Here is a 14,281-nt window from a genome sequence, read left to right on the forward strand (position 1 = left end):
ACCCGGGACGGGGACCTGTGAGAATCGACGCCATGAACACCAGCAGCACCCGGAGACAGGCGACGCGCGCCAAGCTCTACGAGGCGGCCGTCACCCTCATCGCCGAGCAGGGTTTCTCGGCGACCACCGTGGACGAGATCGCCGAGCGTGCCGGAGTCGCCAAGGGCACGGTCTACTACAACTTCAAGAGCAAGACCGAGCTCTTCGAGGAGCTGCTGCGGTTCGGCGTCGGGCTGCTGACCGACTCGCTGCAGGCCGCCGCCGACGAGACCGAGGAGCGCGGCGGCAGCAAGGTCGAGGCGCTGGACGCGATGATCAGGGCAGGTCTGGTCTTCATCGACCGCTACCCCGCCTTCACGCAGCTGTACGTCGCCGAGCTGTGGCGCACCAACCGGGCGTGGCAGTCCACGCTCATGGTGGTCCGTCAGCAGGCGGTCGCCGTGGTCGAAACGGTCCTGCGGGAGGCCGTCGAACGGGGCGAGCTGAGCGAGGAGATCGACATTCCGCTGACCGCCGCGGCGCTCGTCGGCATGGTGCTGGTCGCGGCGCTCGACTGGCAGGCGTTCCAGCGTGAGCGGTCGATCGACGACGTGCACGCGGCGCTGTCGCGGCTGCTGCACGGACGCGTGAGCGGCCGCTAGGCCCTGTCCACCGCAGGTCCTGTCCACCGCGCGGACAGGCGCGGACGCGTACGAAAAGTGCCGGTCCGGCGAAGCTCGATCCCCCCGAGCTTCGCCGGACCGGCGTTTTCCCCCGTTCCCCGTTCCCCCGTTCCCTGTGTCCCCCGCTCCCCCGTTGCCCTGTACCACCGTTCCCCCGGGCCCGGGCAACCCCCGTTCGGCCGGTGCGCCGCGCCGTTCCGCCGCCCCGTGCCGGCGGTGCCGGCACAGCGCCCCTTCCGTGGTCTCCACTCTTTCGTCCACGCAGGTGGGAGCCCATCCGCGTACCTACTCATCTCCTCAGGTAGGTACGGATACTCAGACGCCCGTGCTCAACCCCACCCGCTGCCGGCGCGGGCTGGTTACGATCGCGTCCGTGTCCGTACTCCCCCTGGTCTTCACGAGCGGCTGGGCCAGCGGCATCAACGCGTACGCGGTGGTCCTGCTCCTCGGCCTCTTCGGCGCGACCGGGCTCAGCGACGAGGTGCCCGAGGGGCTGCAGCGTCCCGACGTCCTGATCGCCGCCGGAGTGCTGTTCCTGTGCGAGGCGGTGGCGGACAAGATCCCGTACGTGGACTCGGCCTGGGACTCGGTCCACACGGTGATCCGCCCGGTGGCGGGCGCGGTGGTGGCGGCGCTGCTGGCCGGGGAGAGCGGTTCGCTGCCGGAGCTCGCGGCGGGCGCGGTCGGCGGGTCCACGGCGCTGATGAGCCATCTGGTGAAGGCCGGCACGCGGATGGCGATCAACACCTCCCCGGAGCCGTTCAGCAATGTCGCGATGAGCACGGCCGAGGATCTCGGCGTCGCCGGGATCCTCACGTTCGCGATGTTCCATCCGCTGGCGGCGGCGGTCATCGCCGCGACGCTGCTCGTCCTCGGGCTCGTGACACTGGTCTTCCTCGCCTCCCGGATCCGGCGCTTCCTGCGGCGCAGGGCGCAGCGCCGGGAGGAGAGACGCGTGGCGGCGGAGCTGCCGGGGCCGCCGCCCCCGTGACCGCTGCCCGCGTGACCGCCGCCCCCGTGACTGTCAGTGGGGGCCGATACAGTCCCTGACATGGCACGGATTGCGGTGATCGGCGCCGGCATGGGCGCCATGGCGGCTGCTGCCCGGCTGGCCGTGGCAGGCCATCGGGTGACGGTGTACGAGCGCTCGGCGACGTTCGGCGGCGCGGTGGGCGGCTTCGAGCGGGACGGGTTCGCGTTCGACACCGGCCCCGGTCTGCTGCATGTGCCGGCCGTCTACCGGGATCTGTTCCTCAAGACCGGCAAGGAGCCGCTGGAGAGCCGGGTCGCGATGGGCCAGGTCGACCCCGCGAGCCGGCATCTCTTCGCGGACGGCACCGACGTGTCGCTGCCGAACGCCTCGCGCGGGGGCGTCGTCGCCGCGCTGGACGCGGCGCTCGGCGCCGGCACAGGCGAGCGCTGGGGCGGCTTCCTGGGGCGGGCCAGGGACGCCTGGGACCGTTCCCGCAGGCCGCTGCTGGAGGAGCCGCTGTGGCCGAACTGGCAGGTGCTCGGCCGCGAGCCGTATCCGGCGCTCCGGCAGCGCCGGATGCTGCGCACGCGCCAGGCGCGCACGCTGGCCGAGGTGGGCGCCTGGGAGCTGGCGGATCCCCGGCTCGCGGCCCTGCTCGACGCGTGCGCGCTGGCGTACGGACTGGATCCGCGGCACGCCCCGGCGAGCGCCGCCCTGCTCCCGTACATGGAGCAGACGTTCGGCAGTTGGTACGTCCGGGGCGGGATGCGGGCGCTCGCCCGGGCGGTGTACGAGCGCTGTCTGGAGCGCAAGGTGGAGTTCGTCTTCGGCGCCGAGGTGGCGGGCGTCGTCGAGAAGGACGGCCGGGCGGCGGGACTGGAGCTCGCCGGCGGCCGGGTGGTGGACGCGGACCGGGTGGTGGCGGGCGCCGGCACATCCGGTCTCGGCGGCCTCCGTCCCTGGCAGGAGGGCGGTGTGCGGCCCGGGGCGCAGGAGGCTCCCGGACGGTTCACGCTTCTGCTGGCGCTGCGCGGCGCCCGTCCCCAGGGCACGGCCCACCGCACCGTGGTGCACTCCCCCGGCACGGCCGCCGAGGCGGCCGCGGTCTTCGGCGGGGCGCTCGCCGAGCACCCGACGGTCACCCTGCTGCGACCGGACGATCCGACGACCCGGCCCGACGACGCCCATGAGGCGGTCACGCTCACCGCTACGGTCGCCCCGTCCGGGGGGCCCTCCGGCCTCGACTGGACGGACGCGGCGCTGCGCGAGCGCTGCGCGGAGACGCTCGTCGCCGCCGCCCGGCCGGTGATCCCGGACATACGTGAGCGGCTGCTGTGGAGCGAGGTCCTCACCCCGGCCGAGACGGGGCGGGTGCATCCGCCGGCGCTCGCCGGGGACGGGGGCCGGTATCTGCGCCCGTCGAACAGCACCCGGCTCCCGGGGCTGTATCTCGTGGGCGGCTGGGCGCATCCGGGCGGCGGGCTGGCCCACGCGGGCATGTCGGGCGCGCTGGTGGCCGGGCTGATCGTGGAGGGCGAGGACTTCCGCGGCTCTCAGTGAGCCCGCGGCAGGCCCCGCGTCGAGCCCCCGTCGCGCCCCCGTCGCGCCCCCGTCGCGAGCCGACGGTAAGGCCCCGCGGTGGGACCGCGCCTCAGTAGCGGTACGGCTGGCCGTTGTAGCCGTTGCCGTACGCGTTGGGGTCGTAGCCGCCGTTCTCGTGGTCGTACGACGCGGGCTGCTGCGGTGGCATGGGCGGCATCGGCGGGGTCTGCTGGTCGCCGTCGCGCTGCTGCGGCACCCACACTCCGCCGGGCGGCGTCTCGTTGTAGCCCTGCTGAGTGGCGTAGGGGTCGCTGTACTGCTGCTGGCCGCCGTAGCTGTCGTAGCCCTCGTAGGAGCCGTAGCCCTGGCTGCCGATGTACGGGTCGGAGTAGGCCGCGTACTGCTGCTGGCCCGTGCCGTAGTCGTACTGGGCGGCGTAGGCGTCCTGCGCCTGGGCCGCGGTCGGCTGCTCGTACGGGGAGGAGTAGCCGTCGTACCCGCCGTACAGGTACTGGTCCTGTGCGGGGGCGCCGTTCGCCGCCGCGGCGTAGGCGGCGTCGTCGTAGATGCCGTACTGGCCGGTGTCGTCGGGCATGGGCACCGGCTCGTAGACCGCCGAGGTTCCGGCCGCCGACGGCCCGGCCCGCCCGGCGCCGTCGTCCTCGCCCTCATGGGGCTCGTAGGCGAGGTCCGACACCTCCAGTGTGGGCTCGCGCATCTCGGCGGGGCCGTCGCCGGACTTGCGGCGGCGGCTGGACCCCGGGCTGCCGCCGAGCGCCCAGCCGGTGGAGAAGCCCCGCCGGAAGGAGAGGGTGACGTACGTCTGCCCGATCGCGAAGCCGGTCGCGCCGATCGCGATCACGACCACGTTCGGCATCAGCACACCGAGGACGACGCCCAGGAATCCGGCGAACGCGAGCAGCCGCCAGCGCAGCCGCGCCTTGTACTGCAGCAGCACTTCCCCGAGCAGCCACAGCGCGACGATGCCGAACGCGATGTAGAGCACCGTCCAGCCCATGTCCCGCCCCTCTCATCGGCCGCCGCCGGGGGTTGTGGCGGGTGTGGCCGGTCAAGTCTGCTCGTGCAGTCCGAGATTCTCGTAGATTTCAAGCGTCGCCGTGGAGTTGTTGAGCGTAATGAAGTGCAACCCGGGGACACCCTCGGACAGCAGCCGTGCGCAGAACTCCGTCGCGAACTCGATGCCCATGGAGCGTACAGCGGCGGGATCGCCGGCGACCGAGCGGATCCGTTCTTCGAGGGCGGCCGGGAAGGACGCGTTGCTCAGCTGACTGAACCGTTCGATCTGCCGGACGCTGGTGACGGGCATGACCTCGGGGATGATCGGCGTCGCACAGCCGACCTCGGCGACCCGGTCGCGCAGCCGCAGATAGTCCTCCGGATCGAAGAACATCTGGGTGATCGCGTAGTCGGCACCGGCGCGGCATTTGTCCACGAAGTACCGGATGTCGTTGTCCCAGTCGGTCGACCGGGGGTGCATCTCGGGGAAGGCGGCGACGCCGACGCAGAAGTCGCCGGACTCCTTGATCAGCCTGACCAGGTCGGCGGCGTAGGTCACGCCGTCGGGGTGCTTGACCCACTCGCCCATCGGGTCGCCGGGCGGGTCACCGCGCAGCGCCAGGATGTTCCTGATCCCGGCGTCGGCGAACTGTCCGATCATGTTGCGCAACTGGGCCACGGAGTGGTCGACGGCGGTGAGGTGCGCCACCGGCGTCAGGGTGGTGTCGGCGGCGATCTGCTGGGTCGCCTTGACGGTGCCCGCGCGGGTGGACCCGCCGGCGCCGTAGGTCACGGAGACGAAGTTCGGACCCACCGCCTCGACGCGGCGCAGCGCGTTCCACAGGTTCCGCTCGCCCTTCTCGGTCTTGGGCGCCCAGAACTCGAAGGAGTACGACGTCTTGCCGGTCGCCAGCAGGTCGCGCACGGTGCGTGCGCGATCTGTCCTGGTGGAAGCTGTGCCGAGGGCCATACTCGCAGGTTAGCCAGGGCACCGGGGGGACCCAACCAACGTCCACGTATCGGACACCGACTGTTCGCTTTTGGCCTATTCCGCGCGGGCCCGTATCCGCTTGCCGAGACCGGCCGCCGCCGCGGCCGGGTCGTCCGCCTCCGTGATCGCCCGGACGACGACGACCCGCCGGGCCCCGGCGTCCAGCACCTGGTCGAGGTTGCCGGCGTCGATGCCGCCGATGGCGAACCAGGGGCGCTCCTGCGGGAGCGAGGCCGCGTACCGCACGAGGTCGAGCCCCGGGGCGTGCCGGCCCGGCTTGGTGGGCGTGGGCCAGCAGGGGCCGGTGCAGTAGTAGTCCACCCCGGGCTCCACGGCGGCCGCGGCCGCCTCGGCCTCGGTGTGCGTGGAGCGGCCGACGAGCACGTCGGAGCCGAGGATCGCCCGTGCGGCCGGGACCGGCAGGTCGCCCTGGCCCAGGTGCAGCACGTCGGCGCCGATGGCGTGGGCGACATCGGCCCGGTCGTTCACGGCGAGCAGCGTGCCGTGGCGGCGGCAGGCGTCGGCGAGGACCGCGAGGTGCTCCAGCTCCTCGGCGGCCTCCATGCCCTTGTCGCGCAGCTGCACGATGTCGACCCCGGAGGAGAGCACGGCGTCCAGGAACTCGGGGAGATCCCCCTGGCGCCTGCGGGCGTCCGTGCACAGATAGAGCCGGGCGTCGGACAGGCGTGCGCGCAGCGTGGACATGAAGTGCTCCCCCGTGTGGGCAGGTCGGGCGGTGCGCGGACCGGCGCCGTCCCGGGCAGGGACCCACAGCCGCTCCGCACACCGCATCCCTGTGGTGTGTCGTGTGGTGACGTCAGACAGCGAGCGCCTGGGCCCGGCGCTTCACCTCCGTACCGCGATTCTCGCCGAGCGCCTCCACGGGGGTGCCCGGCAGGGTCGGGTCCGGCGTGAAGAGCCACTCCAGCATCTCTTCGTCGGTGAAGCCGTCGTCCCTCAGGAGCGTCAGGGTCCCGGAGAGGCCCTTGACCACCTTGCCGCCCTTGATGAAGGCGGCGGGCACCTGAAGCGTCCGGTTCTCACCCCGGCGCACGGCGATCAGCTGGCCCTCCTTGACCAGCTGCCGCACGCGCGTCACCTCGACATCGAGCTTTTCCGCGATGTCCGGCAGGTGGAGCCAGGCGGGGACGAGAGCATCGGTCTTTGCGTCAATCTCGGTCACGGGACAAGCCTGCCATCCCGGACTGACAGTCGGTAGCCGGACCCGGGGCCTGTCGTTCGGATGCCGGGCGGACAGGGGACGGCCAGGGGAAGGACAGGGGGTGGACAGAGGGGGACAGCGGGGTGGACAGGGGGGTGGACAGGGGGGTGGATTCGGGGCGGATCAGGGGTGGATTCGGGGCGGGCGCCGGACGGATCCGCGAGTCCGGCGAGTTCCCGACGACAGTGCCTAGGCAGCGGCCGCCTTCAGGGGGACCGACGGGTCCGCGGCGCGTTCCGGGTCGAGCCGGGCGCCGGCCTCGATGAGCTTGCGCCCCTGGGCCAGGTCCCGGGGCCTGCCGACGGCCAGCAGCGCGACCAGCACCCCGTCGCGCAGCCACAGGACCGACCAGCCGGAGCCGGCCGCCGGGTCGCCGCGCCGCACGAGCGTCCCGGCGCCCTCGTGGTGGCCCGCGTACTGCACGAAGCGGCCGAACTGCTCGGACCAGAAGTACGGCACCGGGTCGTAGACCGCTGGGACGGCGGGCGGCTGTCCGGCCTCGCCCGCGACGACGTCCGCGGCGACGGTGCGCGGGCCCTGGAGCGCGTTGTCCCAGTGGTGCACGAGGAGCCGTTCCCCGTAGCGGCGGGAGGGGAAGGAGGCGCAGTCCCCGACCGCGTACACATCGGGCAGCGAGGTGCGCAGCCGCTCGTCCGCGGTGATGGAGCCGTCGGGGCCGAGGACGATGTCCGAGCCGGCGAGCCAGCCCGTGGCGGGGCGCGCGCCGATGCCGACGACGACGGCCCCGGCGCGCAGCCTGCGCCCGTCCGCCAGGACGACCGTGCCGGGCTCGGCGCCCGCGACGCGGGCGTTGGTGAGGAGCCGGGCGCCGGACTCGGCGTACCAGTCGGCCATCGGCGCGGCGACCTCGGCGGGCAGGGCGCCCGCCAGCGGGCGGTCGGCGGCCTCGACGACGGTGACCTCGCAGCCGGCCTCGCGGGCGGCCGTGGCGAACTCCGCGCCGATCCAGCCGGCGCCCACGACCACGATGTCGTGCTTGTTCTCGAGCACCGGACGCAGCCGCTCCGCGTCGTCGAGCGTGCGCAGCAGATGGACGCCCGGGACGCCCTCGGTGCCGGGGAGCGCGATGGGCTCCGCGCCGGTGGCGATGACGAGGACGTCATACGGAACGGGCCCGTCCGGCGTGTCGAGCTCATGGGCGCCGGGACGCACCCCGCTGACCTCGCGGCCGAGCTGGAGGTCGACCGCCAGCGCCTCGAAGTCGACGTCGAGGGCGGAGCCCTCCGCGGTGCCGAGCAGGACGGCCTTGGAGAGCGGCGGCCGGTCGTACGGCTGGTGCGGCTCGGCGCCGATCAGGGTGACGGTGCCGGTGAAGCCCTGTTCGCGCAGGGCGACGGCGGTCTGTACGCCGGCCATGCCCGCGCCGACGATGACGACCCTGCTGCGGCCGTGGCCGCTCGGCGTTGTCTGCTCGCTCACGCGGCCACCCTAACCACGTGATGATCCGTCAGGAAGGCAGCTGTTCGACCACGCTCGTGCCGCGGCCCGCCTGCGACTCCCATTCCCAGGTCTCCTCCAGCCGCACCCGCCCGTCGGGCAGCTCGGTGACGGTGGAGACGCAGTGGCCGGAAGAAGTCGTTCCGTCCTGCTTCAGCTGGACGTAGCGGAAGTCGGTCCTGTCGCCGTCGCGCGTGCCGACGAGATACCCGCGGACCACGTCGCCGCCCGCGTAGTCGGCCCAGATCCGGCCGCCCTCCTCGTGGTACGCGAACCGGGTGCGCGTACCGACCTGGCCTGGCGCCTGGTCGGCCACCGGGGCGATGGGGGTCCCCCCAGCCGAAGGCGAGGGGGAAAGTCCGTCGGCGAGCGGGCCACAGCGCGGGCTCCCTTACTGCGAGTTGGGGGCGGGGGTTAGGCTGGCCACCGTACTGCTACTCGCGGGAGCCCGGACGCAGCGGGCTGAGAGGGAGGCTGGAGCGGCCTCCGACCGTACGAACCTGATCCGGGTCATGCCGGCGAAGGGAGGGGCTGAGCGCCCATGCATTCACGTACGTCAACGGAGTCACGTGCGCCTTCAGGGCCGTCGTCCTCACGACCGTCCCCACGTTCGTCGTCCTCAGGGCCGTCGCCCTCGGGGCCGTCGTCCTCAGGGCGGTCGTCCTCAGGACCGTCGTCGGACGTCCTCGTCATCGGAGGCGGCATCATCGGCCTCGTCACGGCCTGGCGGGCGGCCCGGCGCGGGCTGAGCGTGGCGCTCGCCGACCCCGCGCCGGGCGGCGGGGCCGCACAGGTGGCGGCGGGCATGCTGGCCGCCGTCACGGAGCTCCACTACGGCGAGGAGACGCTCCTCGCCCTCAATCTCGCCTCCGTGCGCCGCTACCCCGAGTTCGTCGCCGAGCTGGAGGAGGCGAGCGGCCTGGAGACGGGCTACCGCCGCTGCGGCACCCTCGCCGTCGCGCTCGACACGGACGACCGGGCGGCCCTGCGCGAGCTGCACGCGCTCCAGAGCCGCTGCGGGCTGGACTCGGAGTGGCTCACGGGCCGGGAGTGCCGGCGCCTGGAGCCGATGCTCGCGCCCGGTGTGCGGGGCGGGCTGCGGGTGGACGGCGACCACCAGATCGATCCGCGACGGCTGGCGACGGCGCTGGTCGTGGCCTGCGAGCGGGCCGGCGTGGTCTTCCACCGCGACTGGGCGGAGAGGCTGTCGGTGGTACGGGACCGGGCGGCCGGGGCCGTGCTCGCCGGGGGCCGTGAGGTGGCGGCCGAGCAGGTGGTGCTCGCCGGCGGCAGCCTGAGCGGCCGGCTGCACGGTGTACCGGAGCAGGTACTTCCGCCGGTACGCCCGGTGAAGGGGCAGGTGCTGCGGCTGACGGTGCCCGCGCAGTACGCCCCCTTCCTGTCACGGACGGTGCGGGCCGTGGTGCGCGGCAGCCACGTCTATCTCGTGCCGCGCGAGAGCGGGGAGCTGGTCGTGGGCGCGACGAGCGAGGAGCTCGGCTGGGACACGACGGTCACGGCGGGCGGCGTCTACCAGCTGCTGCGTGACGCGCACGAGCTGGTGCCGGGCCTCACCGAGCTGCCGCTGACCGAGACGGGGGCCGGGCTGCGGCCCGCGTCACCGGACAACGCCCCGCTGCTCGGGCCTACGGAGCTGCCCGGACTGCTGCTGGCCACCGGGCACTACCGCAACGGCGTCCTGCTCACCCCGGTGACCGGCGAGGTGATGGCGGACCTCCTGGCCACCGGCGAGGTACCGGACGAGGCCCGCCCCTTCGCCCCCGGCCGCTTCTCCTCCCGCCATTTCTCCGCCGCACGCCAGGAGGTGTCCGCATGACGGTGTCCGTGAACGACGGGGTGACCGTGTCCGTGAACGGAGAGCCGCGTGACGTCGCGGCGGGTACGACGCTGGACGCGCTGGTCGCGACGCTGACCGGGGCCCCGTCCGGGGTGGCGGCCGCGCTGAACGAGACGGTGGTCCCGCGAGGCGAATGGTCCGCGACGCCGCTCCGCGAGGGCGACCGGGTCGAGGTGCTGACCGCGGTGCAGGGAGGATGACCACAGCCATGGCGGATGACCGTTTTGTCCTCGGCGGGGTGGAGTTCTCGTCGCGTCTGATCATGGGGACGGGCGGGGCGCCGAGCCTCGACGTACTGGAGCGCTCGCTGGTGGCGAGCGGCACCGAACTGACGACGGTGGCGATGCGCCGCCTCGACCCGACGGTGCAGGGTTCCGTCCTGTCGGTGCTGAACCGGCTGGGCATCCAGGCCCTGCCGAACACGGCGGGCTGCTTCACGGCCGGCGAGGCCGTGCTGACCGCCCGGCTCGCGCGCGAGGCGCTCGGGACGCACTGGATCAAGCTGGAGGTCGTCGCGGACGAGCGCACGCTACTGCCGGACCCGATCGAGCTGCTCGACGCGGCGGAGGTGCTGGTCGACGACGGCTTCACGGTGCTGCCGTACACGAACGACGACCCCGTGCTGGCGCGGAAGCTGGAGGAGGTGGGATGTGCGGCGATCATGCCGCTGGGCTCGCCGATCGGCTCCGGCCTCGGGATCCGCAACCCGCACAACTTCCAGCTGATCGCCGAGCAGGCGAACGTCCCGGTGATCCTCGACGCGGGGGCCGGAACGGCGTCGGACGCGGCGCTGGCGATGGAGCTGGGGTGCGCGGCCGTGATGCTCGCCTCGGCGGTGACCCGCGCGCAGGAGCCCGTGCTCATGGCCGAGGCGATGCGTCACGCGGTGGAGGCGGGCCGGCTGGCGTACCGGGCGGGCCGCATTCCCCGCCGCCATTTCGCGGAGGCGTCCTCCCCCACCGAGGGCCGCGCGTCCCTGGACCCGGAGCGCCCGGCGTTCTGAGCCGTCCGGACCCGCCCCGGCACGCCCCCGGACCTGTCCCAGAGCCCCCTCCCCGGACCCGTCCCAGAGCCCCCTCCGAGTCACAGGTGCGCTGCAGTACGGCGGCCCGCTTGTCCGGAGGGGGCGGGAAGGCGCGGCGCGGCTCGTAGACTCGCCTGCGTGGATACGACCCTTAAGGACCCCCTCGTCGGGCAGCTGCTCGACGGCCGCTACCGCATCGACGCACGCATTGCCGTCGGCGGAATGGCCACGGTCTACCGGGCCGTGGACACCCGGCTCGACCGGGTCCTCGCCCTCAAGGTGATGCACCCGGCGCTCGCGACGGACGCGTCGTTCGTGGAGCGGTTCATCCGGGAGGCGAGGTCCGTCGCGCGGCTTTCGCACCCCAATGTGGTGGGGGTCTACGACCAGGGCGCCCAGGGCCCTTACGTGTACCTGGCGATGGAGTACGTCGCCGGCTGCACCCTCCGCGACGTGCTGCGCGAGCGCGGCGCGCTCCAGCCCCGGGCCGCGCTCGACATCCTGGAGCCGGTGCTCGCCGCGCTCGGTGCGGCCCACCGGGCCGGCTTCGTGCACCGGGACATGAAGCCGGAGAATGTGCTGATCGGGGACGACGGCCGGGTGAAGGTCGCCGACTTCGGGCTGGTGCGGGCCGTGGGATCCGTCACCAGCACCACGGGCTCGGTCCTCGGCACCGTGTCGTACCTCGCACCCGAGCAGATCGAGTCCGGCACCGCCGACACCCGCGCCGACGTCTACGCCTGCGGGGTCGTCCTGTACGAGATGCTGACCGGTGCCAAGCCGCACACGGGCGGCACCCCCGCGCAGGTGCTCTACCAGCACCTGCACGAGGACGTGCCGGCGCCGTCCGGTGCCGTTCCCGGCCTCGCGGCGGAGCTGGACGAGCTGGTCGCGGGTGCTACGGCACGCGCCCCCGAGCTCCGCCCCGACGACGCCGTCGCGCTGCTCGCGCAGGTCCGAGCGGCCCGCGCGGCCCTCGGCGACGAGCAGCTCGACGCCGTACCGCCGCAGGCGAGGACCGCGGACCGGCGCGACGGGGCGGAGGACCGCACGAGCGTGCTGCCCCGGACGCTGCCCTCCCCGCAGGAGGAGGCCGTCCACCGGACCAGCCGGCTGGAGATGCCGCCGGCCGGTGCGCACCGGCCGCGCGCGCCGCGCCCGCGCGGGCCCCGGCGCGGCGTGATCGCCGCGGTCGTCGCCGCACTGGTGCTGCTCACCACCGGCGCCGGTGTCTGGTACATCAACTCGGGACAGTTCACCCGTGTCCCCGCCGTCCTCGGCCAGACCGAGGCCGTGGCCACGAAGCGCCTCACCGACGCCGGGCTGGAGGTCGAGCAGACCACCAAGGGCTTCAGCGACGTCTACGACCGCGGCACGGTCATGGACGTCGACCCCGACCCGGGGAAGCGCATCAGGGACAACGGCTCGGTGACGCTCGTGATCTCCCGCGGCCCCGAGATCGTCAGGGTCCCGAAGCTCGCGGGCCTGTCGCTCACCGAGGCGAGGGCCGCTCTGCGCAACGCGGGCCTGGCACCGGGTGTGATCACCAAGGAGTTCAGCGAGGACGTCCCGCGGGGCACGGTCACGGGTTCGGACCCGGCCGCCGGGACCGACCGCCGCGCGGACTCCGCGGTCGCGCTCGTCGTCAGCAAGGGCGCCCCCGTCGACGTACCCGATGTGAGCGGTGAGTCCGTCGAGGACGCCACGAGCACCCTGGAGGAGGCCGGGCTGAAGGTCGCCGTCACCCCCGGCCGTGTCCACTCCCCGCAGGCGGCGGGCACCGTCGCCACGCAGTCCCCTGCCGAGGGCGGGCAGGCGGCCGAGGGCGACACGGTCACGCTCACCCTCTCCAAGGGCCCGCGCATGATCGACGTACCGGACGTCACCGGCCGGCCGGTGGCGGAGGCGCGCCAGGAGCTGGAGAAGGCGGGCTTCGAGGTCAAGGTCGAGCGCGCCTTCCCGTTCCTCGGCAACACGGTCGAGAGCCAGTCCGTCGAGGGCGGCGAGCAGGCCCCCGAGGGCAGCACGATCACCGTCAAGACCAAGGGGATCTAGGTGCCCGCGATGCGCAGCCCCGTCGGCGCCCACGTTCCCGTGGCCGGCGGCCTCGCCAGGACCGGTCTGCCGTACGCCCGCGCGGTCGGCGCCGAGACCGTCCAGGTCTTCGTCGCCAATCCGCGCGGCTGGGCGACGCCCGCCGGGAACCCGGCCCAGGACGAGCTGTTCCGGGAGGCGTGCGCGGCCGAGGGGATGCCGGTGTACGTCCACGCCCCGTACCTGATCAACTTCGGCTCGCACACCCCGGCGACCGCCGAGCGGTCCGTGGAGTCGATGCGGCATTCGCTGCGGCGGGGCCGGGAGATCGGCGCGCTGGGCGTGGTGGTGCACACGGGGTCGGCGACGGGCGGCCGCTCGCGCGCGGTGGCGCTCGCACAGGTGCGGGAGCTGGTGCTGCCGCTGCTGGACGAGCTGACCCATGACGACGACCCGTACCTGCTGCTGGAGTCGACGGCCGGGCAGGGGTTCTCGCTCTGCTCGCGCGCCGAGGACCTGGGGCCCTACTTCGAGGTCCTGGACGCCCACCCCCGGCTGGGGGTCTGCCTGGACACCTGCCACATCTTCGCGGCCGGGCACGACCTGGCTGCGGACGGCGGTGTGAAGGAGACCCTCGATCTGCTGGTGGAGACCGTCGGCGAAGGCCGGCTGAAGCTGATCCACGCGAACGACTCCCACGATGTGGCCGGCGCGCACAAGGACCGTCACGCGAACATCGGGGCAGGTCACATAGGTGCGGAGCCGTTCCGGGAGCTGATGGCCCATCCGGCGGCCGCGGGCGTGCCGCTGATCATCGAGACTCCGGGCGGCAAGGACGGGGACGTGGCGGACATCGCGCTGCTCAAGACGCTCCGCGAGGGATAGGAACACCGGACGCGCACATCCGGGAATACCCCAGGGGGGTATCTGGTTCCCCTGGAGTCAGGTACCGCAACCCGACCAAGGGGCCTCCCATGCAGCACGAGACACACGCGCACCACACCGAACGCGTCGGCCACGTCGGCCACGCAGGTCACGCAGGTCACGCAGGCGGAGCGGCTTGGTCCACTGCCGCGAGGGCCACCCTCCACTGCCTCACCGGCTGTGCCATCGGCGAGGTCCTCGGCATGGTCATCGGGACCGCCCTCGGCTGGGGCAACACCCCGACCATGATCCTCGCCATCGCCCTGGCGTTCCTCTTCGGCTACTCGCTGACGATCTCGCCCGTGCTGCGCGCCGGGCTGCCCCTGAAGGCGGCCGTCGGCGTCGCCCTCGCCGCCGACACCGTCTCCATCGTGGTGATGGAGACCGTCGACAACGGCGTACTGCTGCTGGTGCCCGGCGCGATGGACGCCCATCTCACCGACGCCCTGTTCTGGGGCGCCCTGGCCGCCGCGTTCCTCATCGCGTTCCTGGTCACCACACCGGTCAACAAGTGGCTGATCGGCCGAGGCAAGGGCCATGCGGTGGTCCACCGGTACCACTGACGGGGACGACCGA

General features: G+C 73.3%; 15 protein-coding genes and 1 riboswitch. Of the genes, 9 read left to right on the forward strand and 6 right to left on the reverse strand.

The features are described from left to right. Nucleotides 1-32: 32 nt before the first annotated feature. The 3 genes from KK483_RS08285 (at nt 33) to KK483_RS08295 (ending at nt 3,195) form a co-directional block, all read left to right on the forward strand. Entirely contained in the window at nt 33-641 is a 609-nt protein-coding gene (locus KK483_RS08285; protein ID WP_242334557.1) for a TetR/AcrR family transcriptional regulator, read from the forward strand. Nucleotides 642-1,035: 394 nt separating this feature from the next. Continuing rightward, nucleotides 1,036-1,653, forward strand: coding sequence for a DUF4126 domain-containing protein (locus tag KK483_RS08290; RefSeq protein ID WP_262004561.1), 618 nt, complete (start codon nt 1,036-1,038; stop codon nt 1,651-1,653). 60 nt (nt 1,654-1,713) lie between these two features. Then, complete coding sequence (locus KK483_RS08295) at nt 1,714-3,195, forward strand: NAD(P)/FAD-dependent oxidoreductase (protein WP_262004562.1); 1,482 nt, start codon at nt 1,714-1,716, stop codon at nt 3,193-3,195. A 91-nt stretch (nt 3,196-3,286) separates the two neighbouring features. Here the strand turns inward: KK483_RS08295 and KK483_RS08300 are convergent, their stop codons facing one another. From KK483_RS08300 to KK483_RS08325, 6 genes are all read right to left on the reverse strand, one after another. Beyond that, nucleotides 3,287-4,195, reverse strand: a complete 909-nt coding sequence (locus KK483_RS08300; protein WP_262004563.1) for a hypothetical protein — start codon at nt 4,193-4,195, stop codon at nt 3,287-3,289. A gap of 51 nt (nt 4,196-4,246) precedes the next feature. Beyond that, the gene (gene metF / locus KK483_RS08305; protein WP_262004564.1) at nt 4,247-5,164 is read right to left on the reverse strand and encodes a methylenetetrahydrofolate reductase [NAD(P)H]; all 918 of its coding nucleotides are present in this window, start codon (nt 5,162-5,164) and stop codon (nt 4,247-4,249) included. 75 nt (nt 5,165-5,239) lie between these two features. After that, on the reverse strand, nt 5,240-5,890 hold the full coding sequence (thiE, locus tag KK483_RS08310) for a thiamine phosphate synthase (RefSeq protein ID WP_262004565.1): 651 nt from the start codon (nt 5,888-5,890) through the stop codon (nt 5,240-5,242). A 112-nt stretch (nt 5,891-6,002) separates the two neighbouring features. Then, a complete protein-coding gene (locus KK483_RS08315; RefSeq protein WP_262004566.1) occupies nt 6,003-6,368 on the reverse strand; it encodes an Rv2175c family DNA-binding protein in 366 nt (121 codons plus the stop codon). 228 nt (nt 6,369-6,596) lie between these two features. Then, nucleotides 6,597-7,847 carry an NAD(P)/FAD-dependent oxidoreductase gene (locus tag KK483_RS08320; RefSeq protein WP_262004567.1) on the reverse strand — a complete coding sequence of 417 codons (1,251 nt, stop codon included), beginning with the start codon at nt 7,845-7,847 and terminating at the stop codon, nt 6,597-6,599. Between the two features lie 28 nt (nt 7,848-7,875). Next, nucleotides 7,876-8,181 (reverse strand): hypothetical protein, encoded by a 306-nt coding sequence (locus tag KK483_RS08325; RefSeq protein WP_399013683.1) that lies wholly within the window; start codon nt 8,179-8,181, stop codon nt 7,876-7,878. 114 nt (nt 8,182-8,295) lie between these two features. After that, nucleotides 8,296-8,409: riboswitch (TPP riboswitch) on the forward strand. Between KK483_RS08325 and thiO the strand changes: the two genes are divergently transcribed. From thiO to KK483_RS08355, 6 genes are all read left to right on the forward strand, one after another. Continuing rightward, complete coding sequence (gene thiO, locus KK483_RS08330) at nt 8,407-9,702, forward strand: glycine oxidase ThiO (RefSeq protein ID WP_399013685.1); 1,296 nt, start codon at nt 8,407-8,409, stop codon at nt 9,700-9,702. Its footprint overlaps the riboswitch before it by 3 nt. Next, nucleotides 9,699-9,923: a sulfur carrier protein ThiS gene (gene thiS / locus KK483_RS08335; protein ID WP_262004568.1), complete on the forward strand. Its 225-nt coding sequence runs from the start codon at nt 9,699-9,701 to the stop codon at nt 9,921-9,923. The genes thiO and thiS overlap by 4 nt, the downstream gene beginning before the upstream one ends. 8 nt (nt 9,924-9,931) lie before the next feature. Further along, nucleotides 9,932-10,726, forward strand: a complete 795-nt coding sequence (locus KK483_RS08340) for a thiazole synthase (RefSeq protein ID WP_262004569.1) — start codon at nt 9,932-9,934, stop codon at nt 10,724-10,726. A 159-nt stretch (nt 10,727-10,885) separates the two neighbouring features. Next, a complete protein-coding gene (gene pknB / locus KK483_RS08345) occupies nt 10,886-12,802 on the forward strand; it encodes a Stk1 family PASTA domain-containing Ser/Thr kinase (RefSeq protein WP_262004570.1) in 1,917 nt (638 codons plus the stop codon). 9 nt (nt 12,803-12,811) lie between these two features. After that, on the forward strand, nt 12,812-13,666 hold the full coding sequence (locus tag KK483_RS08350; protein ID WP_262004571.1) for a deoxyribonuclease IV: 855 nt from the start codon (nt 12,812-12,814) through the stop codon (nt 13,664-13,666). Between the two features lie 89 nt (nt 13,667-13,755). Continuing rightward, nucleotides 13,756-14,268 (forward strand): DUF4396 domain-containing protein, encoded by a 513-nt coding sequence (locus KK483_RS08355; protein ID WP_262004572.1) that lies wholly within the window; start codon nt 13,756-13,758, stop codon nt 14,266-14,268. Nucleotides 14,269-14,281 lie beyond the last annotated feature (13 nt).

Source organism: Streptomyces sp. FIT100 (genome assembly GCF_024584805.1).
Classification (GTDB): domain Bacteria; phylum Actinomycetota; class Actinomycetes; order Streptomycetales; family Streptomycetaceae; genus Streptomyces.